The organism is Bradyrhizobium sp. 63_E2_N1_3 (assembly GCF_052076005.1).
In the GTDB taxonomy this organism is placed as follows: Bacteria; Pseudomonadota; Alphaproteobacteria; order Rhizobiales; family Xanthobacteraceae; genus Bradyrhizobium; species Bradyrhizobium barranii.
Window position 1 is genome coordinate 31,152 of record NZ_CP197235.1, and the last position, 23,411, is coordinate 54,562.

The following is a 23,411-nucleotide window of genomic DNA, read 5'->3' on the forward strand; positions in this document are numbered from 1 at the left end:
GACGGGACTTTTCAGGGGCGAGCGCAACGGCGTGACCGATCCAGCAATTATTTTCAGCCCGGCTTCGCGATTCAATCCGGCCCTCAAGCGTGCGTTGAATGATATATTGGGCGGAACGGCGGCCAGCGTCCTGACCGTCACCTTCGGGCTGTCCTATTCGCTGCTGATCTTCGCCGGGCCGCTCTCGCCTTACCTGTCCTACGGAATCACGGCGACGTTCGTCAGTTCCGCGGTGCTTGCGGTCGTCATCGGGCTCGGCAGCTCCCTGCCCTTCGCAATTGGTGCCCCCGACAGCTCGACCGCGGCGGTGACAGGAATTCTGGCGGCCTCGGTGGTCGAACGCCTCGAGACGGCGAACCTGTCGACGCCGCTGCTCTCGCCGGTTCTGATCACGCTCGGCCTGTCGACGGTGCTGACGGGATTGGTGCTGTGCGGATTGGGCCTGACGCGGCTTGGCCGCGCCATCCGCTACGTGCCCTATCCCGTCGTCGGCGGCTTCCTCGGCGCCACCGGGCTTCTCATCGCCCTGGGCGCGGTGCGGGTGATCACCAACCACCCGCTCCAGTTCACGACGCTGACGCACTTCGCCAACGGCACCACATTGCTGGAGCTGGGCGCCGCCTGCGCGATGGCGCTGGTGCTGTACCTGACCTGGCATCGCTCGCGCAGCCCGTTCGGACTGCCGATCATCCTGGTCGGTGGCGTGCTCACGGCGCATCTGGCGTTCTGGATCACCGGCGTTTCATTCGATCACGCTCGCGCCCTGGGCTGGACGTTTCAGCCGCCGCCGCAGGCGGTCTTCATGCTGCCCTGGCACACCGACGATCTCGCCCGCTATCCCTGGTTTGCCGTGCCGGACCTGCTCGGCAACGTGGTTGCCGTCATCTTCGTCACGGCCTCCAGCACGCTGTTCAACACCACCGGCATCGAGGTTGCCGTGCATCGCGAGGCCAATCTGGAGCGCGAGCTGAACGTCACCGGCGCCGCCAATATCCTGACCGGCATGCTGGGTGGCTATGCCGGCTGCAGCTCGATCAGCCGCACGATCCTCAATTTCTCCAGCGGCGGCCGCGGACGCTTGTCCGGCCTTACGGTCGCGGCGTTGTCCCTTTTGATGCTTGCCGTCGCGCCCGATCTGCTCGGCTTCATCCCGAAATTCGTCATCGGTGGCCTTCTGCTCTATCTCGGCGCCGACCAGCTCCACAAATGGATCATCGAGTCGCGCAAGCGGCTCTCGAAGCTCGAATATCTCTCGCTGATCGCCATCATCGCGATCATCGTCGCCTGGGGCTTCGTGCCGGGCATCCTGATCGGCGTGATCATCGGCTGCGCGACGTTTGCGTTCAGCGCCGCACGGGTGGAGTCGATCAAGTACAGTTTCGACGGCTCGGAATATCGTTCCTCGCTCGACCGCTCGCGCGACGACCAGGACGTGCTGCTGGCCCATGGCGGCAACATCCAGGGCCTCAACCTGCAGAGCTATCTGTTCTTCGGCTCCGCCAACCGGCTCTACCAGCACGTCAAACAGCTGCTCCAGGAGCGCCCGGAGTGCCGTTATCTGCTGTTCGACTTCAAGCTCGTCACCGGCGTCGACTCCTCGGCCGCCTACAGCTTCGCCCAGATCAAGCGCAGCGCGCATGACCTCGGCGTCGAGCTGATCCTGGTGCATCTGTCGGCGGCGGCCGAGAAGGTGCTGCGCTCCAGCGACTTCGTCGGTGAGGGCGTCACCATCATCGGCGAGCTCGATCATGCGCTGGAATGGTGCGAGAACGAGATCATCTCGCAGCATCAGGGGCGGGAGCAGGAAGAAGCCAGCCTGCGCGACTGGTTCACGGGGATACTCGACAGCGAGGCCGACGCCGACGCGCTGATCCACCGCTGCCAGCGCCTCGAGGTCGAGGCCGGCGACATCATCGTGCAGGCCGGCGACCCCGCCGATTCCATGCATTTCATCCTCGACGGCCGCGTCGGCATCATGGTCCCCGCCGACGACGACCGCACCACGCGCGTGCGCAGCCTGGGGCGCTACACCACGATCGGCGAGATGGGACTGGTGTCGAACACGCCGCGCAGCGCGACGATCCAGGCCGAGGTCGCCAGCGTGCTCTACGTGCTCAACACGCTCCAGTTCGACGCGATCAGGGACGAGGACCCCACGCTCAGCCACAAGCTGCTGACCTATTTCGTGTCGGTCATGGCCGAGCGGCTGACGTTCGCGAACCGGACGATTGCGGTGTTGCGGCGGTGACGGACCTGTAGCCCGGATCGAGCGGAGCGCAATCCGGGCTACACGCTATTGGTCCCGCGGATTTACAAATCCATGAAGCTGCCGAATGCGGTCACCGTCCAACACCGCCATGTCGACGCCTGTGGCGGCAGGTGTTGCGGCTCCGGGCGCAGCCAGCGTCCAGCCGAACAGGATCTGATCGTGATGCGCATTCACGTGACCGGCGAGCGTGAAGCGGAGATCCGGAAGTCTCGCCTGCAAGGCTTGCACCAGGCGCTCGATCGCATCCTTTCCAGCCACCGAGTCATTCGGATCGATATAGACGCACGCGTCGCTGAAGACTCTGTCGATCAGCAACCGGCGCTTCCCGGCATCTCTCTCGTTCCAGACCGCGATGTAGTTCTGGACGAGATTGGTCACCTGTTCACTCATTTTGCTTCCTTCCCTGTCGCAACCATGTCTGCTACTTGCGAAAGTGTGTCGCGAACCATGGTGTCCAGACTGCTCGCGGTGACGCCCAGCAGTTTCTCTGTATCGCCGGCATCGAGCAAAAGCGGCTTTTCGAACAAATAGGCCATCTCGATCCCTTCGCTGAAGCCGATGCCTTCCAGCTCAGCCGGGGCGAGTCGCGACAGGCCAGGAGCGTCGATCTTCAGCGCGGCTGCGAATCTCCGTACCAGTTCGCGCACCGACGCCGACTGCGACGGCACGTGAAAGGCGCGGCCCCATTCTCCAGTGAAGCGCGACGCTGCAACCAGCGTCGTCGCCGTGTCCTTGGTGAAAGACCAGGCATGCGCGGCATCCGGATCGCCGAGGAAGGCAACCGGCTCGTTCCTAAGCAGCGACGGCAACGCCAGCAGGGAAAAATAGGCGACTGCGCCCTCGCCGAGATAATCGCTCGCCCGCACTTCAAGGGCGGGAACGCTCGATCGCAACGCACGCTGCCACATGATGTGCCGGGTCGTGCCCTTTCGGGTGGTCGGGTCCGGCTCCAGGTCCGGCGTGAGAGGGCTCGCAGATCCCGCGCCATAGCCATAGACATTCCCGACCACGAGCAGCCTGGCACCAACCTGCTCGGCCGCCTTGACCGTTCCGTCCATGATCGGAAAGAAGTCGGTCGGCCAACGATGATAGGCCGCCATCGCGCACATGAAGATCGCATCCGCGCCCTTGCTGAGTACCGCCAGCTGTGCGGCATCGGTGGCATCTGACGAAACCGTACGCACATCGCCGGCATTGAGCGATCCGGCATTCCTGCTGGTCAGGATGACACTGTGTCCTTCTTCCGCCAGAAGGCGCGCGGTTTCGCGCCCGACCGGGCCGGCTCCCACAATCACGTAGTGACTCACTTGGCATCCTCATTTGTCGGGAAACGACAGATGAGTTCTTTGACGCCCGCGCCGTTGAAAATCGCGCACGATCCGCCAAATATCGAACACGTTCCGCCAAGATCTGGAGCCTGGCCCATGCGTGCGAGACCGAGTTCGGCGTCAACATCGGCCGGCGCCACCGCTGCGGCCAGGCGAACCGAGCCTGACGCCGTTGCGCTGGAGCCGATCGGCGATCACCGCATCATCATCCACCTCAGCCGGGCGACGCGCTCATTCTGTCTCGAGACCGGGGAGCAGTTTCTACGTCAGGCCGGCGATATCGATGTGGTTCCGTCCGGCGCCATCGGCGGCTTCGTGGCTGAGACGCCCTACCAGTCGCTTCAGATCCGGCTCGCACCAGGCATGCTGGACCATGCAGCATCAAGGAGTCGACAATTGGCAGCCGCCCGGCTCACGCATCATCATATGCTGCGGAATGACCGCATCGTTCTGCTTGGACAGGCTCTCGAAAGCGACGTGAAAGCGGGCTCGCCGAGCGGCCCGTTGTTTGCCGAAAACGTGGGAATGGCCCTGGCGGTCGAATTGATCAACCTGGCGAATGATCCGCCGGGAGAGGCCATCCGCCTCTCGAACGCGCAGCTCCAGAGAGTCCTCGCCTATATCGATGCAAATCTCGACCAGCCGCTCACAATCGACATTCTCAGCCGCGAGGCCGGCGTCAGCAGCTCACATCTGCGTACATGGTTCAAGGCGGCCATGGATGTCACGATTCATCGCTACATCCTGAGAAGGAGAGTGGAGCACGCGCGCCAGCTCCTCCTTCAAGGCGATCGCAAGCTAAGCGATGTTGCCCTCGAAGCGGGCTTTGCCCATCAGTCTCATCTGGCCAAATGGATGCGACGCGAGCTCGGACGCAGTCCGAGCGAACTGCGTCGAAGCAAGGACTGATCGGCGACGGTCTTAAACCCCCGCCATCATCACGTATTTGATCTCGACATATTCTTCCATGCCGTGACGCGAGCCTTCGCGGCCCAGGCCGCTTTCCTTGACGCCGCCGAAGGGCGCGACTTCGGTCGTGATCAGGCCGGTGTTGACGCCGACCATGCCGGATTCCAGCGCTTCGGCGACGCGCCAGACGCGGCCGAGATCGCGGGAGTAGAAGTACGAAGCCAAGCCAAACGGCGAGGCGTTGCACATCGCGATCACATCGGCTTCGTCCTTGAAGCGGATCACCGGCGCGAGCGGGCCAAACGTTTCTTCCTGCGCCACCAGCGAGTCCGACTTGACGTCGGCAAGCACCGTCGGCTCGAAGAAGGAGCGGCCGAGCTCGCTGCGCTTGCCGCCGGTGACGACCTTGGCGCCGCGCTTGACGGCGTCCGCGATGTGGCGCTCGACCTTGTCGACCGCTTTCAAATTGATCAGCGGGCCCTGCGTGACGCCGCTCTCGGTGCCATCGCCGATCTTCATCGCCGCGACCTTCTTCGAGAGCTTCTGCACGAACTCGTCGTAGATCTTGTCCTGGGCGTAGATGCGGTTGGCGCAGACGCAGGTCTGACCCATATTGCGGTATTTCGAGACGATCGCGCCTTCGACCGCGGCATCGATATCGGCATCGTCGAACACCACGAACGGCGCATTGCCGCCGAGCTCGAGGCCGAGCCGCTTCACGCCGACGGCGGCCTGCTGGTAGAGGATCTTGCCGACCGCGGTCGAGCCGGTGAAGCCGACGAAGCGCACCGCCGGGTGCTCGCACAGCACCTTGCCGATCGGCGGCGCGTCACCGGTGATGATGTTGAGCACGCCCTTGGGCACGCCGGCCTTCTCGGCGAGCACGGCCAGCGCCAGCGCCGAGAGCGGCGTCTCGTTGGCGGGCTTCAGCACCACGGTGCAGCCGGCCGCCAGCGCCGGCGAAACCTTGCGGGTAATCATCGAGTTCGGGAAATTCCACGGCGTGATCGCGCCGCAGACGCCGATCGGCTGCTTGATCGCGAGCAGGCGCGCATCGGGCCGCTGCGTCGGGATGGTCTCGCCATAGACGCGACGGGCTTCCTCGGCGAAGAATTCGATATAGGCGGCACCGATATCGACCTCGCCGAGCGCCTCGGAGAGCGGCTTGCCCTGCTCGGAGGTGAGGATCAGCGCGAGATCCTCGCGGTTGGCGATGATCAGCTCGAACCATTTACGCAGGATGTTGGAGCGCTGCTTGGCGGTGTGCTTGGCCCAGGCCGGAAAGGCGCGCTCGGCGGCTTCGACCGCCTTGGTCGTATCGTCCGCACCAAGCTGCGGAACCTTCGCGAGCTCGATGCCGGTCGCAGGATTGTTCACCGCGAAGACCGGCGAGCCGACCCAGGCGCCGTCGATGTAGCAGGCCTCCTTCAGCAACGACGGATCCTTCAACCGGTCGCGCAGATTGGACGTGGCTTGCGGGGCGCGTGCGGCGGCAGTCGGGGTCATGGCATTGTTCCTCGGGGCGCGATCGGATCGGCCCCGAATATAGGGACAGACGGCGCGCAATGCACCGTCCCGCAACGCACATCTGCTGGGAGTTAAAGTGGCAACGGCGCGGTTATGCCGCGCCACTCATATACGTCTCGCGCCGACCGATCATGCGCTCGGCGGCCGCCTTGGCGTCGGCCTTCGAGGACGTCGCGCACGTACGGTATTCGAGATCGGGAACGTCCGAGGTGTCACGGCGCCCGAACCAGGATTTCGAGCCCACCGGCAGCAGCGCCAGCGCCTGCGCCAGATTATCGACAGCGCCGAACGAATAGAGCGCGCCGGTGCCGGCGATCCGGACCTCGTAAATGCCGGGCGAAATCGGCGCCTCGAGATTGTCGCCCCGTCCGGGACGGGGATAGCGCTTCCATTCGCTCCAAGTCGAAATCATCTGAGGTCCCCCTCGCGGTCATGAACGACCGCCAATATTTGCATCAAGTCTTAACGTTGGCCGTCGATTGGCCGCGTGCGGAAACGCCGCAACGCACAAAATGTTTCAAGTGCTTCAAACACGTGAAACATATCGCCAGAGCCTATCCACGGTCACGGTGAGTTGCGGCCATCCACCGCAGATTGTGACGGAGTGTTGCAGTTCAGCCCTCTCTCGTCCTGCGCACGCCACGCACCGTCAAGTCACGACATCGCGACCGGCGCGGGCATCTGGACGCGCTTGCCGCGCGGACCGTGCAGGAGGACAATCATTCGCTTCCAACAATAATCAAACCGGAGGAAACGCGTATGCAAAGCAAAGCCCAGATCGACGAGATCCTGCGCCAGAAGAGCGACGCCAAGGAGATTCCCGGCGTCGTCGCGATCGCCGCCAGCGGCAACGACGTGATCTATCAAAGCGCGTTCGGCAAGCGCGACCTGTCCAAGCCCGATGCGATGACTGACGACAGCGTGTTCTGGATCGCCTCGATGACCAAGGCGGTGACTTCAGCAGGCGCGATGCAGCTGGTCGAGCAGGGCAAGCTGTCGCTGGATGCGCCGATCGGTTCGGTGCTGCCCGACCTCGCCAAGCCGCAGGTGCTCGAAGGTTTTGATGCCAAGGGCGAACCGAAACTGCGGCCGGCGAAGGGCGCGATCACGCTGCGCCAGCTCATGACCCACACCGCTGGTTTTGCTTACAATGTGTGGAACGGCGATCTCGCGGTCTATCTGGAGAAGACCGGAACCCCGAACATCTTCTCCTGCCAGGACGTCGCGCTGAAGACGCCGATCATGTCTGATCCCGGTACGCGCTGGGAATACGGCATCAACATCGACTTCGTCGGCAAGGCAGTGGAAGCCGTGAGCGGCAAGCGGCTCGATGCCTATCTGCGCGACAATCTCTTCACTCCGCTCGGTATGAGCGACACCGGCTTCAAGATCACCGACAACATGCGCCAGCGGCTGGTCGCCACCCATGCTCGCGGCGAGGATGGATCGCTGGCGCCGATCCCGTTCGAGATCGAGCAGAATCCGGAATTTTGCATGGGCGGCGGCGGCCTTTACGGCACTGCCGGCGACTACATCAAGTTCACCCAGATGATCCTCAACAAGGGCCGCGGCAACGGCAACCAGGTGCTGAAGCCCGAGACGGTCGCGCTGATGGGCCAGAACCACATCGGCGATCTCACCATTGGCAAGATGACGACGGTTGCGCCCATGTACACCAACGATGTCGATCTCTTCCCCGACATCGTGAAGAAGTGGGGGCTGTCCTTCCTGATCAATACTGCCAAGACGCCGGAGGGCCGCAGCGCCGGCAGCCTCGCCTGGGCCGGTCTCGCCAACACCTATTTCTGGATCGACCCGGCGCGCGATGTTTCCGGCGTGATCCTGATGCAGGTGTTGCCGTTCGTCGACGCCAAGTGCATCGAGGCCTTCACGGGATTCGAGCGTGGCGTGTATGCCGGGCTCGATGCGGGCAGCGGGAAGAAGGCGGCCTAAGGGAGAGCCGAGCTCTCCCCACACGTCATGGCCGGGCTTGTCCCGGCCATCCACGCCTGACCTTGCTGCACGAAGAACGTGGATGCCCGGGCCTTCGCTGCGCCGAAGCGGCTTCGGCCGCGCAGGCGGGACAAGCCCGGGCATGACGACCGAAAAAGATCGCACTGACTATCTTTGACGAGAGGATTTCGAATTGTCTGATAAAGCCGACAGCTATGTTTGCGGCATCTCGGACACGCCGCTGCTCGGCGAAACCATCGGCCGCAGCCTTGACCGCGCCGTGCGGCGCTGGGGCCATCGCGAGGCGCTGGTCTCGCCTAGCCACGGCGTGCGATGGACCTGGACCGAATTCGCCGAACGGGTCGACGCGCTCGCCGCCGGCTTTCTCGCGCTCGGCCTCGAGCGAGGGCAGCGGATCGGCATCTGGTCGCTGAACCGGCCGGAATGGACGCTGACCCAGTTCGCCGCCGCCAAGGCCGGCCTGATCCTGGTGACGATCAATCCCGCCTACCGCTTGAGCGAGCTGGAGTTCGCGCTGCGCAAGGTCGGCTGCAAGGCGATCGTCACGGCGACCGTGTTCAAGACCAGTCATTACATTGAGATGCTCAACACGCTGCTGCCGGAACTGGCCGGCGCCAAGCCCGGACAACTCAACGCAGCGCGACTGCCGGACTTGCGGATGGTGATCCAGATCGGTGGCCCCGCGGCATCAGGTACGATCCCGTTCGAAGAGGTCGCGCGCATGGGCGGAGCGCAGCATCGCGAGCAGCTCACTGCACTCGGCGCTGCCTTGCAATTCGACGATCCCGTCAACATCCAGTTCACCAGCGGCACCACGGGATCGCCCAAGGGCGTGACGCTGACGCACCACAATATCCTCAACAATGGCTATTTCACGGGACGTGCGATGCACCTGACCGAGCAGGATCGCATCTGCATTCCGGTGCCGCTCTATCACTGCTTCGGCATGGTGATGGGCAACCTCGCCTCCGTCACGCTCGGCACGACGATGGTATATCCCGGCGAGGGCTTCGATCCGCTCGCGACGCTGCGCGCGGTCGAGCAGGAAAAGTGCACGGCGCTGTACGGCGTGCCGACGATGTTCATCGCGGAGCTCGATCACCCCGAATTCCCAAAGTTTGACCTGACATCGCTGCGCACCGGCATCATGGCGGGCGCGCCCTGCCCGATCGAGGTGATGAAGCGCGTCAACACCGAGATGAACATGCGCGAGGTCACCATCGCCTACGGCATGACCGAGACCAGTCCGGTCAGCTTCCAGAGCGCGACGGACGACCCGCTCGAACGGCGTGTCTCTACCGTCGGGCGGATTCATCCGCATGTCGAGGTCAAGGTCGTCGATCTCGAGGGCAGGATCGTCAAGCGCGGCGAACGCGGCGAGCTCTGCACCCGCGGCTACAGCATCATGCTGGGCTATTGGGAGGAGAAGGAAAAGACGGCGGACGTGCTTGATGCCAATGGCTGGATGCACACCGGCGATCTCGCCACCATCGACGACGAGGGCTATTGCAACATCGTCGGCCGCATCAAGGATCTGGTGATCCGCGGCGGCGAGAACCTCTATCCGCGCGAGATCGAGGAATTCCTGTATCGCCACCCCAAGATTCAGGACGTGCAGATTTTTGGCGTGGCCGACACCCGCTATGGCGAGGAGCTCTGCGCCTGGATCCGCGTCAGGCCGGGCGAGACGCTGACGGCCGAAGAGGTTCGCGCGTTCTGCGACGGCCAGATCGCGCACAACAAGATCCCGCGCTATGTGGAGTTCGTCGACGAGTTTCCGATGACCGTGACCGGCAAGATCCAGAAATTCGTGATGCGCGATGCGGTGGAGCAGCGGCTGGGATTGAAGGCGGCGAAGACGGCTTAGGCCGCGAGCCGCAACTGTCATTCCCCGCGAAAACGGGGAATCCAGTACGCCGCGGCGTCTCGATTAAATCACAACCGCCTCTGGAATACTGGATCGCCCGGTCAAGCCGGGCGACGACAGCGCGGTTGGGGCGCGACTTCCTTAAACGGTCAACCCGCGCTGCTGCGCCAGCTCCTTCAGCGACACCTGCGGCCGCGCGCCGATGTGCTGGATCACTTCGGCAGCCGCGAGCGCGCCGAGCTCGCCGCACTGCTTGTGCGCCAGGTTACGCGCGAGACCGTACAGGAAGCCGGCGGCGAAGAGATCACCGGCGCCGGTGGTGTCCACCAGCTTCGCGATCGGCGAGGCCGGCGCGGCGACGGCCTCGGTCGGCGTCACCACCACGCAGCCCTTCTCGCTGCGGGTGACCACGCCGAGCTTGACGTCGTTGCGCAGCTGCTTCAGCGCGGTGTCGAAGTCCGAGGTCGTGTAGAGCGAATGCAGCTCGGATTCGTTGGCGAACACGATGTCGACGGTACCGTTGCGCATCAGCCCGAGGAATTCGTCGCGATAGCGGTCGACGCAGAACGAATCCGACAGCGTCAGCGCCACCTTGCGCTTGGCATCATGCGCGATCTGGGCCGCCTTGACGAAGGCGTCCTTGGCGTTCTTCGGATCCCAGAGATAGCCTTCGAGATAGACGATGCCGGCCGACGCGATCTCGGCCGGATCGATGTCGGCGGGCGACAGGTCCTGTGCGGCACCGAGATAGGTGTTCATGGTGCGCTCGCCGTCATCAGTGACCAGGATGTAGGAACAGCCGGTCGCAGGGCCGTCTTTCGCGGCGGGCGTGTTGAAGGCGACGCCGGCGGCGCGGATGTCGTGGACATAGAGCTTGCCGATCTGGTCGTCCTTGACCTTGCCGACATAGGCCGCGCGTGCCCCGAGGCTGCCGATGCCGACGATGGTGTTGGCGGCCGAGCCGCCCGAGACTTCGGTCGCCGGGCCCATGTCCTTGTAGATGGCGGCGGCCCGCGCCTCGTCGATCAGGGACATGCTGCCCTTGGTCATGGCGTGTTTGGCCAGAAAAGCCTCGTCAGTCCGGACCAGCACGTCGAACAGCGCGTTGCCGATGCCGAGAACGTCATATTTCACGTCAGCCATTCACCTTGATCCTGTTTGGCGGATTGCGATACCCGCGGAAATCCGCTTCCTGTCGGTCTGAAATCTGGCTCGCGGCCTATCACGACCGGCCCCAGGCGGGCAAGCAACGGTATTATGTCGGCGCAATGATCCGCTCTTTCCTGACAGTTTCAACGGGAACACTGGCCTCGCGGCTGCTTGGTTTTGCACGCGATTCGATGATTGCTGCACTGTTGGGCACGGGCGCGGTGGCCGATGCGTTTCTGGCCGCGTTTCAGCTCGTCAATGTGGTTCGGCGACTGCTCAGCGAGGGGGCGCTGAACGCTGCCCTGATCCCGGCCTGGCTACGCGTCCGTGACCGCGACGGCGAAGCGGCCGCTTCCGCCTTCGCCGGACGCGTGCTCGGCACGGTCAGCGCGGCGCTGATCGCGATCTCGATCGTGATTGCGCTGTTGATGCCATTGATCATCACGATCATCGCGCCGGGTTTTCTCGGCAGCGGCACGCTCGATCTTGCCGTCGCGAACGCGCGGCTGATGCTGCCCTATCTCGCCTTCGCCGGACCTGTCACCGTGCTGATGGGGCTGCTCAATGCGCAGGGGCGCTTTGCACTCACAGCATTCTCGCCGCTGCTGTTCAACATCGCGCTGATTGCGGCCATTGCGATGCTGCTCGTCTGGCATGCCGACGCCGGCTTCGCAGCATGGATGCTGGCGGCGACCGTCGGCGTGGCCGGACTGCTGCAATTGCTGATGCTGCTGTCGCAGCGAAGCGCGCGACTGGCGACGCCGCTGCGGATCAGCTTCGACCAGGAGATGCGCGGCTTTTTCGCCAAGGCAATCCCCGGCATGATCGCAAGCTCGGGCCCGCAATGGCTGATGGTCGCGGGCGCGATCATCGCCTCTGCAACGCCCTCCGCCGTGTCCTGGCTCTATTTCGCCAACCGCCTGATCGAGCTGCCGCTCGGTATCGTCGGCGTCGCGATGGGCACGGTGCTGGTGCCGGAGCTGACGCGCGCGGTGCGTAGCGGCGACCGTGACGCCGTGGCGCATGCGGAATCGCGCGCGCTGGAACTGGCGACCGGGCTGGCGCTGCCCGCGACGCTCGGCCTGATCGTTCTGGCCGAACCGATCGTGCGACTGTTGTTCGAGCATGGCGCATTCGGCGCGGACGACAGCACGGCCACCGCACATGCGCTGATGTGGCTGGCGCTGGGCCTGCCGGCGCATGTGCTGATCAAGGCGCTGTCGCCGGCCTACTTTGCCCGCAGCGACACGATGACGCCGCTGCTGGCGACCGCCAAGGGCTTTGTGGTCGCGATCGCCCTCGCTGTCGTGCTCGGACACGTCCTTGGCGCGAGCGGAATCGCTGCCAGCATCGCGGCCGGCGCCTGGAGCAGCGCGATCTCGCTGCTGCGGAAAGGCACCAGCGAGTTCGGCTTCTCGGTCGATGCGGCCGCCCGCAACCGGCTGCCGCGGATCATGCTCGCCGCGGCTGCCATGGGCGCCCTGCTTTGGCTCACGACCGGTCTGACGCCCGCCGAGGCGCATGGGCTGATCCGCTTCATCGTCCTGGGCGTGCAGATCGCAGCCGGAATCGCCGTCTATGGCGTGCTCCTGCAGGTCCTCGGCGCGGCCTCGTGGCGCGAGGCGGCTAACGCGCTGAAGCGCCCGGCCCGGACCGAGTCCGAGGCTTGACGCCATCGAATTACCCTTGACGGGGCAGCGCCGCTGTTGGAAACGACGGCCGAATACCTTCCAGGAAGACTTACCATGGCATTCGTTGAACGGGTCTTTTCGGGCGTCCAGCCGACGGGCAATCTGCATCTCGGCAATTACCTCGGCGCGATCGTCAACTTCGTGAAGATGCAGGAAACCCACAACTGCATCTATTGCGTCGTCGACATGCACGCAATCACGCAAGGCGTGGACGTCTGGGGCGGACCGGTCGAGCTCGCGCGCAACACCCGCGAGGTGACCGCGGCGTTCATCGCGAGCGGCATCGATCCGAAGAAGCACATCGTGTTCAACCAGAGCCAGGTCTCCGGCCACGCCGAGCTCGCCTGGATCTTCAACTGCGTCGCGCGCATGGGTTGGCTGGGCCGCATGACCCAGTTCAAGGAGAAGGCCGGCAAGGACCGCGAGAACGCTTCCGTGGGTCTGTTCGACTATCCCGTGCTGATGGCCGCCGACATTCTGCTGTACCGCGCCACCCACGTTCCGGTCGGCGAGGACCAGAAGCAGCATCTCGAGCTCTCTCGCGACATCGCGCAGAAGTTCAACAACGACTTTGGCGACTCGATCCGCAACCTCGGCGCCAATGACGGCCTGTTCTTCCCGCTGCCGGAGCCGCTGATCACGGGCCCCGCGACGCGCGTGATGAGCCTGCGCGACGGCACCAAGAAGATGTCGAAGTCGGACGCGTCCGACAATTCGCGCATCAATCTGACCGACGACGCCGACACCATCGCGCAGAAGGTGCGCAAGGCGAAGACCGATCCGGAGCCGCTGCCGTCAGAGGAAAAGGGCTTGGAAGCGCGCCCCGAGGCCGACAATCTCGTCGGCATCTTCGCCGCGCTCTCCGGCCGCTCCAAGGCTGACGTGCTGCGCGAATTCGGCGGCGGCCAGTTCTCCAGCTTCAAGAATGCGCTGGTGGATCTGTGCGTCACGAAACTCTCGCCGATCGCCGGCGAGATGAAGCGCCTCGTCGCCGACCCCGGCCATATCGACGCGATCCTGAACGATGGCGCCGACCGGGCCCGCGCGATCGCCGACGAGACCATGAAGCTCTCGAAGGACATCGTCGGCTTCATCCGCCGGCGCTGATTTCCCGCATTTGCGAGACCCGGCCGGCGCCCACTGCGCCGGCAGCTTCTCCTCTCCCCAAGCGTGAGGGAGTGTGGCAGCATGCCGGCCGTGCACATTCCGGGACATGCATGACCAGCAAGCGACTTTGCTTCGAGCCGGGTCACAAGCCCAAATGCCTCGTGATCGTCGATGACACCGCCGAATGGGATCGCGCGGTCTACTATGCCAGCCGCTGGGCGATCCGCGCCGGCGGCGGTGTGGTCATGCTGCGCATCATCGAGCCCGAGCAGCAGAGTCAGGAATGGCTCGGGGTGGCCGAGATCATGCGCGCCGAGGCGCAGGAGGCGGCGGAAGCCGCGCTCGACCGCGCCGCCGGCCGCGCCAACGGCATCGCCGCGATCACGCCGGAGCGGGTGATCCGCGAAGGCGATGCAATGGAACAACTGCTCGCCGTGATCGACGAGGACCCTGACATCGCCATGCTGGTGCTCGCCGCCAATCCCGGCGCGGAGGGTCCGGGACCGCTGGTCTCGCTGCTGGCGCATGAACTGGGCACGTTCCCGGTGCCGGTGACGATCATCTCGGGCGCGCTGAGCGATGGAAGCGTGGATTCGCTGTCGTAGGCGTCCCTATCTGGACTGCGGCCAACCAGATATCCGTCATGCCCGGGCTTGTCCCGCCTGCGCGGCCGAAGCCGCTTCGGCGCGGCGAAGGCCCGGGCATCCACGTTCTTGGCGCCACGAAGCAAGGCGTGGATGGCCGGGTCAAGCCCGGCCATGACGGCGCGGGAATATTAAAGTGTCCTAACCCGCTGATATCGCAACGAAACGTCCTACCCACCCCTTGACCGTGCGTTCCCCGTCGCCATCTGCTACTGGATAGCTTGCGCGCCGGCCTTGAACCGGCGACGTCTGGAGAAAACCATGTTCATTCAAACCGAAGCCACCCCCAATCCCGCCACGCTGAAGTTCATTCCCGGCCGCGTCGTCGTCGACGGCGGCCCGATGGAATTTTCGAGCCGCGAATCGGCCACGCGCTCGCCGCTGGCCGAAAAGCTGTTCGACGTGCCCGGCGTCACCGGCGTGTTCTATGGATCGGATTTCATCACCGTGACCAAGGCGAACGGTGAATGGCAGCAGCTCAAGCCCGCGATCCTCGGCGCCATCATGGAGCACTACATGTCCGGCGCGCCGTTGCTCGCCGATGGCGCGGCTCCAAGCGATGCCGATCTCGACGACGAGGATGAGTTCTTCGACGAGTCCGATGCCGAGACGGTCGACATGATCAAGGATCTGATCGAGACCCGCGTGCGGCCCGCGGTCGCCAATGACGGCGGCGACATCACCTTCCGCGGCTTCAAGGACGGGATCGTCTATCTCAACATGAAGGGCTCATGCGCCGGCTGCCCGTCGTCGACCGCGACGCTCCAGCACGGCATTCAGAATTTGCTGAAGCATTTCGTGCCCGACGTGGTCGAAGTTCGGCCGATGTAGGCGAAGTGCCGTAGGGTGGGCAAAGGCGCGCTTGCGCCGTGCCCACTATGCAATCATCGCGAAAAGAAGAGGTGGGCACGCTTCGCTTTGCCCACCCTACGAGATCTCTCCTACGCCGCTTGGCCGATGCTCGCCGCCTCTTCCGCGGCCTTGCGCATGCTCGCCGACATTTCGCTGGTGACGGTGCTCTGCTCCTCGACGGCGGCGGCCGTTGACGACACATATTCGCTGACGCCCTCGATCGCGCCCCGGATCGCCCCCAGCGCGGCGACCACGTCGACCGAGATGCCGTTCAGATTGCCGATCTCCTGCTCGATCCGGTCGGCGGCCTGCTTGGCCTGATTGGCGAGGTTCTTCACTTCAGATGCCACCACGGCAAAGCCGCGACCGGCCTCGCCGGCGCGCGCGGATTCGATGGTGGCGTTCAGCGCCAGCAGATTGATCTGACCGGTGATGCTGCCGATCAGCTGCACGATCATGCTCATCGACTCCGCCGCCTGCGTCAGCCGCTGCGCCTGATGGTCCGCCGCCTCGACCCGATCGACCGCGGTCGATGCGGTCTCGCGCGAGCGCGTCATTGCCTCGGCAATCTCGCGCACCGAGGCGTTGAGCTCCTCGGCGCCAGCGGCGACCGATTCCATCATATCGCGCACCTTCTCGCTGCGCTTGCGCGCGATCACCTGGGCGGTGGTGTCGGAGGCGTATTTCACGACCTTGAACGGATTGCCGTTGAGGTCGCGGATCGGGTTGTAGGAGGCCTGGATCCAGACCTGCCGGCCACCCTTGCCGACGCGCTGATATTCGCCGGACTGGAATTCACCGGCGTTCAGCCTGGCCCAGAAGGCCCGATAGGCTTCGCTGTCGCGCTCGTCAGTGCCCACGAACATGCTGTGATGCTTGCCGACGATCTCGGACAGCGTATAGCCGAGCGCGCCGAGGAAGTTTTCGTTGGCTGTCAAAACCTTACCGTCCATGCTGAACTCGATCACGGCCTGCGACTTGCCGATCGCCTCGATCTGCCCGGCAAAATTCGCATTCGACAGCTTCTGCGCACTGACGTCGGTCGCGAACTTCACCACCTTGAACGGCTTGCCGGTCTCATCGAGGATCGGATTGTAGGAAGCGAGAATCCAGACCTCCTTGCCGCCCTTGCCGAAGCGCTTGTATTCGCCGGACTGGAATTCGCCGCGGCCGAGCTTGGCCCAGAATTCGCGATAGGCTGCGCTATCGCGCTCACCTGCCCCCACGAATATGCTGTGATGCTGCCCCTGGATCTCGTCGAGCCGATACCCCACCGTGCTCAGGAAATTCTCGTTGGCGGTGATGATGGTGCCGTCGAGATTAAACTCGATCACCGCCTGGGCGCGGCCGATCGCGGAAATCTTGCCGGCATCTTCGAGGCTGCGGATCTTGCGCGCGGTGATGTCGGTCGCGAACTTGACGACCTTCACCGGCTTGCCGGCCTCGTCGATGATCGGATTGTAGGACGCCTGGATCCAGATCTCGCGGCCGCCCTTGCCGAGCCGCTTGTATTCGGCTGATTGATATGCGCCGCGGCCGAGCTGCGCCCAAAACTCGCGATAGGCCGCGCTGCCCCGCTCCTCCGGCATCACGAACATGCTGTGGTGCTTGCCGGCGATCTCGTCGAGCCGGTAGCCCATCGCGTCCAGGAAATTCTGGTTGGCCGTGATAATGGTGCCGTCGAGATTAAATTCGATGACCGCCTGCGACTTGCCGAGTGCAATGACCTGAGCCAAAGCCTCCCTAGCCGAAGAACCGCTTCGCCAAAAAGACATAAATGAACCCTTCCAAATGACCGAACAGGCGCGGCTTGATCTGCCAAAGCGCCCCGTCTGAGTCGTCGTTGACTCACTCTCCCGCCCGTTGACGGTGTCATTGGTTTGCTAATGATTACTTAAAATGCCAACATTTCAATCACTTAGCTATCTCTAAGGTTGCAAATTGATGCATCCGCATCGAAAATGGGGAGCGAAAATTTTGTCGCCTTCGCGTCCACGTAGAATTACGGGGCCGATCGTGCGCCTGTCGAGAAATCAAACTTGGACTGGTTCGACCGCGGCTCGACCGACTAAGCTGATTCGATGCTGATCCTTGCCATCGATACCGCGCTGGAAGCGTGCGCGGCTGCCGTTCTCGACACCGACGCCGTCCAGCTGCTTGCGGAGGAATCGCTTCTGATGAAGCGCGGCCACGCCGAAGCGCTGATGCCGATGATCGCGCGTGTGATGCAATCGGCCGATCTTGCCTTCACCTCGCTCGACCGCATCGCCGTCACCGTCGGTCCCGGAAGCTTCACGGGCCTGAGGGTCGGCATTTCGGCGGCGCGCGGCCTTGCGCTTGCGGCGAAGCGGCCCGCGGTCGGGCTGACGACGCTTTCGGCCTATGCCGCCACCGTCGTCGGCCAGAGCGGAACGGCGCCGGTGATCTCGGCGATCGATGCGCGGCACGATCACGTCTACTTCCAGATCGTAGCCGGCGACGGTAGCCCGCTGGTGCGGCCGAGCGTCGTGCCAATTGACGCGGCGATCGCGGCCTCGCAATTCGGTGCGCCGCATCTGGTCGGCAATGCCGCAAAGATCCTCGCCGATCGCTGGCCGAAGGACGGTCCGCAACCCGTTGCGGTCGACGCCCAGCCCGCGCCCGACATCGGCTGGGTCGCCTGGCTCGGCGCCGCGGCCAATCCCGAAACCACGCCGGCGCGGCCGTTCTATCTGAAGGCACCCGACGCAAAGCCGGCCGCACAGCCACCGTTCGCAGCACAAGCCGCAACCTCATGATGAGATGGCTTTCGGAATGGTGGCGCGGCGGCACGGCCGCCGTCGAGCCGGCCTCCACGCGCGACGCCGCGCGGCTGGCGCAGCTGCACGGACAATCCTTTGCCCGCGGCTGGGGCGAAGGCGAGTTCGAAGGCATGATCGGCGAGCGCAACACGCTCGTGCACCGGTTGCGGCTCGGCCGCAAGACCATCGGATTCGCGGTGTCGCGGATCGGCGCGGACGAAGCGGAAATCCTCTCCATCGCGGTCGACCAGGCTCACCGCGGCCGCGGGCTGTCCGGCACGCTGCTGATGACGCATCTCGGCCACCTCGCAGGGCGCGGCGTGCGCACAATATTTCTCGAAGTCGAGGAAAATAACCAGCCGGCGCGGCGGCTCTACGATCGGGCCGGATTCATGGTGGTCGGGCGCCGCGAACGCTACTATAAGCAGCCCAACGGGGAACAATTGAACGCACTTCTGATGCGACGTGACTTGTCGTAACATTGATGGCAGAAAGCGCCCCCGTCAGGCAGACACACTATGACTGGACTTAAACCTTCCTCCGCCTCCAAGGCGACCGGCATCGAGGCTCGCTGCGCCGCCACCGGCATGCGCATGACCGAGCAGCGCCGTGTCATCGCCCGCGTGCTGGCGGAATCGGTCGACCACCCCGACGTCGAGGAACTGTACCGGCGCTGCGTCGCCGTCGACGACAAGATCTCGATCTCGACCGTGTATCGCACCGTCAAGCTGTTCGAGGATGCCGGCATCATCGAGCGCCATGATTTCCGCGAGGGCCGCGCGCGCTACGAGACGATGCGCGACAGCCATCACGACCACCTCATCAATCTGCGCGACGGCAAGGTGATCGAGTTCACCTCCGAGGAGATCGAGAAGCTGCAGGCGGAGATCGCCCGCAAGCTCGGCTACAAGCTGGTCGACCATCGGCTCGAGCTCTATTGCGTCCCGCTCGACGACGACAAGCCGACGTCTTAAGTGGCATGATCTTGTCGGAAAACCGCTTCACACTTTTCCGGATCATGCCCTCGTGCCTATAGATCTCATCATCTTCGATTGCGACGGCGTGCTCGTGGACAGCGAGGTGATCTCCTGTCGCGCCCATGCCGATGTACTCACGCGGCACGGCTATTCCATCACCTCGGAGCAGGTATTCGCGCGCTTCCTCGGTCGCTCGACGCGGCAGGCCAATCTGGAGATCGAGACCGAGCTCGGTCGCAAATTGCCCGAGGCCTATCACAGCGATCTGCAGGACGAGCTGTTCCGCTCGTTCGAAGCCGACCTCGAAGCGATCCGCGGCATCCACGATGTGCTCGATGTCGTCACGCAGGCCGTCTGCGTCGCCTCGAGCGGCTCGCATCAGCGCATGCAGGTGAGCCTGGGAAGCACGGGCCTCTATGAGCGCCTCGCGCCGAACATCTTCTCGGCCTCGCAGGTCAAGAACGGCAAGCCGGCACCGGACCTGTTCCTGTTCGCGGCCAAGGAAATGGGCGTGGCGCCCGAGCGCTGCGTCGTGATCGAGGACAGCCTGGCCGGCATCGCCGGGGCGCGAGCGGCCGGCATGACCGTGTTCGGCTTCCATGGGGGCAGCCATTGCGGGGACGGCCATGCCGAGACCCTGCGCAAGGCCGGGGCCGACCTGACCTTTGCCGACATGCATCAGTTGCCGGAGTTGGTCCAGCGAAACGTCGGTATGGCCGAGCTTCGGTCGTAAAGAGCGTGTCGGGACCATGGACGAGCAACACAACATCGCTCTGATCGGCGGCAGTAACGACGAAAGGGCAGTAATCACCGAGTACGAAATTGATCCTGTCGTCTGCAAGCTGACCTGCACCTATCGCGGAAAGATGATCGAAGCTGAAGCCCCCGATTTCTTCGAGGCCCTGTGCTTGATCCGCCGTCAGCTCGAGCGTGAAGGGCTTATCCCATTCTGCTACGGCGCCAGCCTCAATGTGTATCCGTCCGCAATGGCGAGGGACATGGGAGCCGGGCTGAAGGCATACCGGATGAAGAAAGGTGTCCATGCGCGCATGGCCGACCTCGTCGAAATCTTCGACACCGGGCCTGATGTGACCCCGGCCTCGGTCGACGCGCAGGAAGAGTTTTTTCCGGAATGGCTCGCCGCCCCTCGCGTGTAGTGCTGGATCCACGCCAGGCGGGCCCGATTCGAGGGGTTTTGGGACCTGTCTCCCCTTTGGGAGCGCCCGGAATCCCGTTGAGGGCTCCATTCGCTGGATTTTCGCCCCTCCAGCCTATATCTGAGGGGCGTCCTCCACCTCAATTCCGGGTTCCATGACGCCGCCGCGCAAGCTGCACATCAAATCATATGGCTGCCAGATGAACGTCTACGATGCCCAGCGCATGGTGGACACGCTGGCTCCGGAAGGATTCGTGGAGACGGCCAACGCGGAGGATGCCGACCTCGTCATCCTCAACACCTGCCATATCCGCGAGAAGGCCTCCGAAAAGGTCTATTCCGAGCTTGGCCGGCTGCGGGTTGCCAAGGACGAGGCCGCGCGCGGGGGCCGGGCGATGCAGATCGCGGTGGCGGGCTGCGTGGCGCAGGCCGAGGGTGCTGAGATCACGCGCCGCGCGCCGGTGGTGGACGTCGTGGTCGGCCCGCAGAGCTATCATCACCTTCCGGAGTTGTTGAAGCGAGCGCGCGACGAAGGCCGCGCGATCGAGACCGAATTTCCCGCGGCTGACAAGTTCGGCTTCCTGGCCCAGCCAAAACCCGATGCAATCCGCGCGCGCGGCATTTCCGCTTTCGTCACGGTGCAGGAGGGCTGCGACAAATTCTGCACCTTCTGCGTGGTGCCCTATACGCGCGGCGCCGAAGTCTCGCGTCCCGTGGCGAAGATCGTCGATGACGTGAAGCGGCTGACTGACAACGGCGTCCGGGAGCTCACGCTGATCGGGCAGAACGTCAACGCCTATCATGGCGAGGGACCGGACGGGACAAGCTGGCCGCTCGGCCGATTGCTCGAACATCTGGCGAAGATTCCCGGCATCGCGCGGCTGCGCTATTCGACCAGCCATCCCCGCGATGTCGATGACAGTTTGATTGCAGCCCATCGCGATCTCGGCGAGCTGATGCCGTTCGTGCACCTGCCGGTGCAGTCGGGTTCGGACCGGATTCTTGCCGCCATGAACCGGAAACATACCGCCGATGATTATCGGCGTGTCATCGACCGTTTCCGGTCCGCGCGCCAAGACATTGCTTTTTCATCAGATTTTATCGTGGGCTTCCCCGGTGAAAGCGAGCAAGATTTTCTCGCCACCCTCGCGCTTGTCACGCAAATCGGCTACGCTGCCGCATATTCGTTCAAATACTCCGCCCGGCCGGGAACGCCGGCCGCGGATATGCAGGAGACGGTGTCCCCCGCCGAGATGGACCAGCGATTGGAGCGGCTCCAGGAACTGATCGACAGCCAGCAATCGGCCTTCAACAAGGCCGCGATTGGCTCAACGGTCGATGTGCTGTTCGAGCGTCCGGCCCGCAAGGAGGGCCAGATCGTCGGCCGCACTGCCTTCCTCCAGCCTGCGCATGTGATGGCCTCGCCCGACATCATCGGACAAATCCTGCCGGTCCGGATCGACAGCCTCGAACGCTATAGTTTCCTCGGTGAGCTCGTGACGCCGCGTAACGCGCGCGAGCCCGCTTTATCGCAAGCCATTGGAGCCTGAACCCTTGCCAAAAAGCGCATCGGATTCGTCTTCGTTCGCTCCCAGCCGCAAATTTGACCGCGACATGCAAGTTCCGCCCGAGACCCAGGTCGTCATCGACTTCGACGACAACCGCGCCGCATCCGCGTTGGTCGGCCCCTACGGCCAGCATCTCGCCCAGATCGAGCGGCGGCTCGGCGTCGTGGTCGACTCCAAGGGCAACCACATCACCATCGGCGGCACGCGCGACGGCTGCGACGCCGCGCGCCGCGTGCTGGAGACACTCTACGCGCAGGCCGTGAAGGGGCAGGATCTCGACCAGGGCGAAGTCGAAGGCGCGATCCGCGCCGTGATCGCACAGGGCTCGCTGTTCGAATTCGACGCCAAATCGGCCAAATCCACCTTCGACAGCATCAATTTGCGCAAGCGCCCGGTGCGCGCACGCACTGCCGCGCAGGATTCCTACATCCGCGCGCTGAAGCGCCACGAGCTGGTGTTCGGCATCGGCCCCGCCGGCACCGGCAAGACCTGGCTCGCGGTCGCGCATGCCGCGCAGCTGTTCGAGCGCAAGGAAGTCGACAAGATCATCCTGTCGCGTCCGGCGGTCGAGGCCGGCGAGCGGCTCGGCTTTTTGCCCGGCGATCTCCGCGAGAAGGTCGATCCGTATCTCCGTCCGATCTACGACGCGCTTTACGATCTCATGGACGCGCGCATCGTCGAGCGGGCGCTCCAGACCGGCGAGATCGAGATCGCGCCGCTCGCCTTCATGCGCGGCCGCACGCTGACCAACGCCGCGATCATCCTGGACGAGGCGCAGAACACCACGTCTATGCAGATGAAGATGTTCTTGACCCGTCTCGGCGAGAACAGCCGCATGATCGTGACCGGCGATCCCTCGCAGATCGACCTGCCGAACGGCCAGACTTCGGGCCTTGCGGAAGCGACGCGCCTGCTGGGCGGCGTCGAAGGTATTGCACAAGTTCATTTCAAAGCCGAGGACGTGATCCGCCACGAGCTCGTGGCACGAATCGTCTCTGCCTATGAGGGGCAGCCGCAGCGGCCGGCCGCCGGTAAATCCTGACGAGACAACAACCGGACCATACGGGCGCGGACAGGGCGTCCTTTGGTTCCGAACAGACAAGATGTCACATCCAAACCTTCCCATGACCGAGGTCCTCGTCGTTGCCGATTGCTGGCAGCGCGAACCCGATTCCGAAGCGGTGATCCAGCGTGCGGTGGCGGCCGCCGCCGAGAGTGTCGACGAGGACGTTGCCGACGCCGAAGTGGCCGTGATGCTGACCGATGATGCCGGTATCCGTACGCTCAACAGCAACTGGCGCGGCATCGACAAGCCGACCAACGTGCTGTCGTTTCCCGCGCTCCAGCCGGAGGGCGAGTGGAAGGAAGGCGATGCGCCGCGCATGCTCGGCGACATCGCGATCGCCTACGAGACCATGCGGCGCGAGGCGGACGAGGAACAGAAGCCGTTCGATCATCATTTGAGCCATCTCGCCGTGCATGGTTTCCTGCACCTGGTCGGCTACGATCACGAGAACGATGGCGACGCGGAGGAGATGGAAGCGCTCGAACGAGAGATCCTGTCTCATCTCGGCATACCCGATCCCTATGCAGACCGCCCGGGGACGCATTGA

22 protein-coding genes are annotated in these 23,411 nt (G+C 64.1%); 16 read left to right on the top strand and 6 right to left on the bottom strand.

From position 1 onward, the window contains the following. The first annotated feature begins 31 nt into the window (after positions 1-31). On the top strand, positions 32-2,248 hold the full coding sequence (locus AB7531_RS00125) for a SulP family inorganic anion transporter (RefSeq protein WP_063980114.1): 2,217 nt from the start codon (positions 32-34) through the stop codon (positions 2,246-2,248). Positions 2,249-2,293: 45 nt separating this feature from the next. Here AB7531_RS00125 and AB7531_RS00130 read toward each other — a convergent pair whose 3' ends face one another. Both AB7531_RS00130 and AB7531_RS00135 read right to left on the bottom strand, forming a co-directional pair. After that, a complete protein-coding gene (locus tag AB7531_RS00130; protein WP_063980115.1) occupies positions 2,294-2,659 on the bottom strand; it encodes a nuclear transport factor 2 family protein in 366 nt (121 codons plus the stop codon). Then, complete coding sequence (locus AB7531_RS00135) at positions 2,656-3,576, bottom strand: NAD(P)H-binding protein (RefSeq protein ID WP_063980116.1); 921 nt, start codon at positions 3,574-3,576, stop codon at positions 2,656-2,658. The genes AB7531_RS00130 and AB7531_RS00135 overlap by 4 nt, the downstream gene beginning before the upstream one ends. Positions 3,577-3,606: 30 nt before the next feature. Between AB7531_RS00135 and AB7531_RS00140 the strand changes: the two genes are divergently transcribed. Then, complete coding sequence (locus AB7531_RS00140) at positions 3,607-4,506, top strand: helix-turn-helix transcriptional regulator (RefSeq protein WP_187387847.1); 900 nt, start codon at positions 3,607-3,609, stop codon at positions 4,504-4,506. Positions 4,507-4,518: 12 nt separating this feature from the next. Here the strand turns inward: AB7531_RS00140 and AB7531_RS00145 are convergent, their stop codons facing one another. Together AB7531_RS00145 and AB7531_RS00150 are read right to left on the bottom strand one after the other, a co-directional pair. Continuing rightward, a complete protein-coding gene (locus tag AB7531_RS00145; protein WP_063980118.1) occupies positions 4,519-6,012 on the bottom strand; it encodes an NAD-dependent succinate-semialdehyde dehydrogenase in 1,494 nt (497 codons plus the stop codon). Positions 6,013-6,124: 112 nt separating this feature from the next. Continuing rightward, positions 6,125-6,445, bottom strand: a complete 321-nt coding sequence (locus AB7531_RS00150; RefSeq protein ID WP_028150598.1) for a hypothetical protein — start codon at positions 6,443-6,445, stop codon at positions 6,125-6,127. A 347-nt stretch (positions 6,446-6,792) separates the two neighbouring features. On the opposite strand from AB7531_RS00150, the gene AB7531_RS00155 reads away from it, so the two are divergent. Further along, complete coding sequence (locus AB7531_RS00155) at positions 6,793-7,986, top strand: serine hydrolase domain-containing protein (protein WP_231143725.1); 1,194 nt, start codon at positions 6,793-6,795, stop codon at positions 7,984-7,986. Positions 7,987-8,179: 193 nt separating this feature from the next. Next, positions 8,180-9,874: an AMP-binding protein gene (locus tag AB7531_RS00160; RefSeq protein ID WP_063980120.1), complete on the top strand. Its 1,695-nt coding sequence runs from the start codon at positions 8,180-8,182 to the stop codon at positions 9,872-9,874. A gap of 141 nt (positions 9,875-10,015) precedes the next feature. On the opposite strand, the gene AB7531_RS00165 is transcribed toward AB7531_RS00160, so the two are convergent. Next, positions 10,016-11,017, bottom strand: a complete 1,002-nt coding sequence (locus AB7531_RS00165; protein WP_063980121.1) for an adenosine kinase — start codon at positions 11,015-11,017, stop codon at positions 10,016-10,018. 125 nt (positions 11,018-11,142) lie between these two features. Here AB7531_RS00165 and murJ point away from each other — a divergent pair, with 125 nt between their 5' ends. The 4 genes from murJ to AB7531_RS00185 all read left to right on the top strand — a co-directional run bounded on the left by murJ (position 11,143) and on the right by AB7531_RS00185 (position 15,296). After that, positions 11,143-12,693 carry a murein biosynthesis integral membrane protein MurJ gene (gene murJ / locus AB7531_RS00170; protein WP_063980122.1) on the top strand — a complete coding sequence of 517 codons (1,551 nt, stop codon included), beginning with the start codon at positions 11,143-11,145 and terminating at the stop codon, positions 12,691-12,693. Positions 12,694-12,768: 75 nt separating this feature from the next. Beyond that, positions 12,769-13,821 (top strand): tryptophan--tRNA ligase, encoded by a 1,053-nt coding sequence (trpS, locus tag AB7531_RS00175; protein ID WP_063980123.1) that lies wholly within the window; start codon positions 12,769-12,771, stop codon positions 13,819-13,821. Between the two features lie 110 nt (positions 13,822-13,931). Next, positions 13,932-14,426 (top strand): universal stress protein, encoded by a 495-nt coding sequence (locus AB7531_RS00180; RefSeq protein WP_063980124.1) that lies wholly within the window; start codon positions 13,932-13,934, stop codon positions 14,424-14,426. Positions 14,427-14,726: 300 nt separating this feature from the next. Further along, positions 14,727-15,296 (top strand): NifU family protein, encoded by a 570-nt coding sequence (locus AB7531_RS00185; protein ID WP_063985958.1) that lies wholly within the window; start codon positions 14,727-14,729, stop codon positions 15,294-15,296. A 110-nt stretch (positions 15,297-15,406) separates the two neighbouring features. On the opposite strand, the gene AB7531_RS00190 is transcribed toward AB7531_RS00185, so the two are convergent. After that, a complete protein-coding gene (locus tag AB7531_RS00190) occupies positions 15,407-17,092 on the bottom strand; it encodes a methyl-accepting chemotaxis protein (protein ID WP_063980125.1) in 1,686 nt (561 codons plus the stop codon). Between the two features lie 306 nt (positions 17,093-17,398). Between AB7531_RS00190 and tsaB the strand changes: the two genes are divergently transcribed. The 8 genes from tsaB to ybeY all read left to right on the top strand — a co-directional run bounded on the left by tsaB (position 17,399) and on the right by ybeY (position 23,411). Continuing rightward, complete coding sequence (gene tsaB, locus AB7531_RS00195; RefSeq protein WP_063980126.1) at positions 17,399-18,094, top strand: tRNA (adenosine(37)-N6)-threonylcarbamoyltransferase complex dimerization subunit type 1 TsaB; 696 nt, start codon at positions 17,399-17,401, stop codon at positions 18,092-18,094. Beyond that, positions 18,091-18,576, top strand: coding sequence for a ribosomal protein S18-alanine N-acetyltransferase (gene rimI, locus AB7531_RS00200; RefSeq protein ID WP_063980127.1), 486 nt, complete (start codon positions 18,091-18,093; stop codon positions 18,574-18,576). Before tsaB ends, rimI begins: the two co-directional genes overlap by 4 nt. A 39-nt stretch (positions 18,577-18,615) precedes the next feature. After that, positions 18,616-19,071 (top strand): Fur family transcriptional regulator, encoded by a 456-nt coding sequence (locus AB7531_RS00205; protein ID WP_028150589.1) that lies wholly within the window; start codon positions 18,616-18,618, stop codon positions 19,069-19,071. A 52-nt stretch (positions 19,072-19,123) separates the two neighbouring features. Continuing rightward, complete coding sequence (locus tag AB7531_RS00210; protein ID WP_063980128.1) at positions 19,124-19,807, top strand: HAD family hydrolase; 684 nt, start codon at positions 19,124-19,126, stop codon at positions 19,805-19,807. 16 nt (positions 19,808-19,823) lie between these two features. Next, positions 19,824-20,231 carry a hypothetical protein gene (locus tag AB7531_RS00215; RefSeq protein WP_063980129.1) on the top strand — a complete coding sequence of 136 codons (408 nt, stop codon included), beginning with the start codon at positions 19,824-19,826 and terminating at the stop codon, positions 20,229-20,231. Between the two features lie 154 nt (positions 20,232-20,385). Then, positions 20,386-21,780: a tRNA (N6-isopentenyl adenosine(37)-C2)-methylthiotransferase MiaB gene (miaB, locus tag AB7531_RS00220; RefSeq protein WP_063980130.1), complete on the top strand. Its 1,395-nt coding sequence runs from the start codon at positions 20,386-20,388 to the stop codon at positions 21,778-21,780. Positions 21,781-21,844: 64 nt separating this feature from the next. Beyond that, a complete protein-coding gene (locus AB7531_RS00225) occupies positions 21,845-22,840 on the top strand; it encodes a PhoH family protein (protein ID WP_063980131.1) in 996 nt (331 codons plus the stop codon). 82 nt (positions 22,841-22,922) lie between these two features. Further along, positions 22,923-23,411: an rRNA maturation RNase YbeY gene (gene ybeY, locus AB7531_RS00230; RefSeq protein WP_223153827.1), complete on the top strand. Its 489-nt coding sequence runs from the start codon at positions 22,923-22,925 to the stop codon at positions 23,409-23,411.

Excerpts from the sequence above, each read along its gene's own strand:
- AB7531_RS00130 (WP_063980115.1), bottom strand. The coding sequence starts at position 2,659 with ATGAGTGAACAGGTGACCAATCTCGTCCAGAACTACATCGCGGTCTGG.
- AB7531_RS00140 (WP_187387847.1), top strand. The coding sequence starts at position 3,607 with ATGAGTTCTTTGACGCCCGCGCCGTTGAAAATCGCGCACGATCCGCCA.
- AB7531_RS00145 (WP_063980118.1), bottom strand. The coding sequence starts at position 6,012 with ATGACCCCGACTGCCGCCGCACGCGCCCCGCAAGCCACGTCCAATCTG.
- AB7531_RS00150 (WP_028150598.1), bottom strand. The coding sequence starts at position 6,445 with ATGATTTCGACTTGGAGCGAATGGAAGCGCTATCCCCGTCCCGGACGG.
- AB7531_RS00155 (WP_231143725.1), top strand. The coding sequence starts at position 6,793 with ATGCAAAGCAAAGCCCAGATCGACGAGATCCTGCGCCAGAAGAGCGAC.
- AB7531_RS00165 (WP_063980121.1), bottom strand. The coding sequence starts at position 11,017 with ATGGCTGACGTGAAATATGACGTTCTCGGCATCGGCAACGCGCTGTTC.
- murJ (WP_063980122.1), top strand. The coding sequence starts at position 11,143 with ATGATCCGCTCTTTCCTGACAGTTTCAACGGGAACACTGGCCTCGCGG.
- trpS (WP_063980123.1), top strand. The coding sequence starts at position 12,769 with ATGGCATTCGTTGAACGGGTCTTTTCGGGCGTCCAGCCGACGGGCAAT.
- AB7531_RS00180 (WP_063980124.1), top strand. The coding sequence starts at position 13,932 with ATGACCAGCAAGCGACTTTGCTTCGAGCCGGGTCACAAGCCCAAATGC.
- AB7531_RS00185 (WP_063985958.1), top strand. The coding sequence starts at position 14,727 with ATGTTCATTCAAACCGAAGCCACCCCCAATCCCGCCACGCTGAAGTTC.
- AB7531_RS00190 (WP_063980125.1), bottom strand. The coding sequence starts at position 17,092 with ATGTCTTTTTGGCGAAGCGGTTCTTCGGCTAGGGAGGCTTTGGCTCAG.
- tsaB (WP_063980126.1), top strand. The coding sequence starts at position 17,399 with ATGCTGATCCTTGCCATCGATACCGCGCTGGAAGCGTGCGCGGCTGCC.
- rimI (WP_063980127.1), top strand. The coding sequence starts at position 18,091 with ATGATGAGATGGCTTTCGGAATGGTGGCGCGGCGGCACGGCCGCCGTC.
- AB7531_RS00205 (WP_028150589.1), top strand. The coding sequence starts at position 18,616 with ATGACTGGACTTAAACCTTCCTCCGCCTCCAAGGCGACCGGCATCGAG.
- AB7531_RS00215 (WP_063980129.1), top strand. The coding sequence starts at position 19,824 with ATGGACGAGCAACACAACATCGCTCTGATCGGCGGCAGTAACGACGAA.
- miaB (WP_063980130.1), top strand. The coding sequence starts at position 20,386 with ATGACGCCGCCGCGCAAGCTGCACATCAAATCATATGGCTGCCAGATG.
- AB7531_RS00225 (WP_063980131.1), top strand. The coding sequence starts at position 21,845 with ATGCAAGTTCCGCCCGAGACCCAGGTCGTCATCGACTTCGACGACAAC.
- ybeY (WP_223153827.1), top strand. The coding sequence starts at position 22,923 with ATGACCGAGGTCCTCGTCGTTGCCGATTGCTGGCAGCGCGAACCCGAT.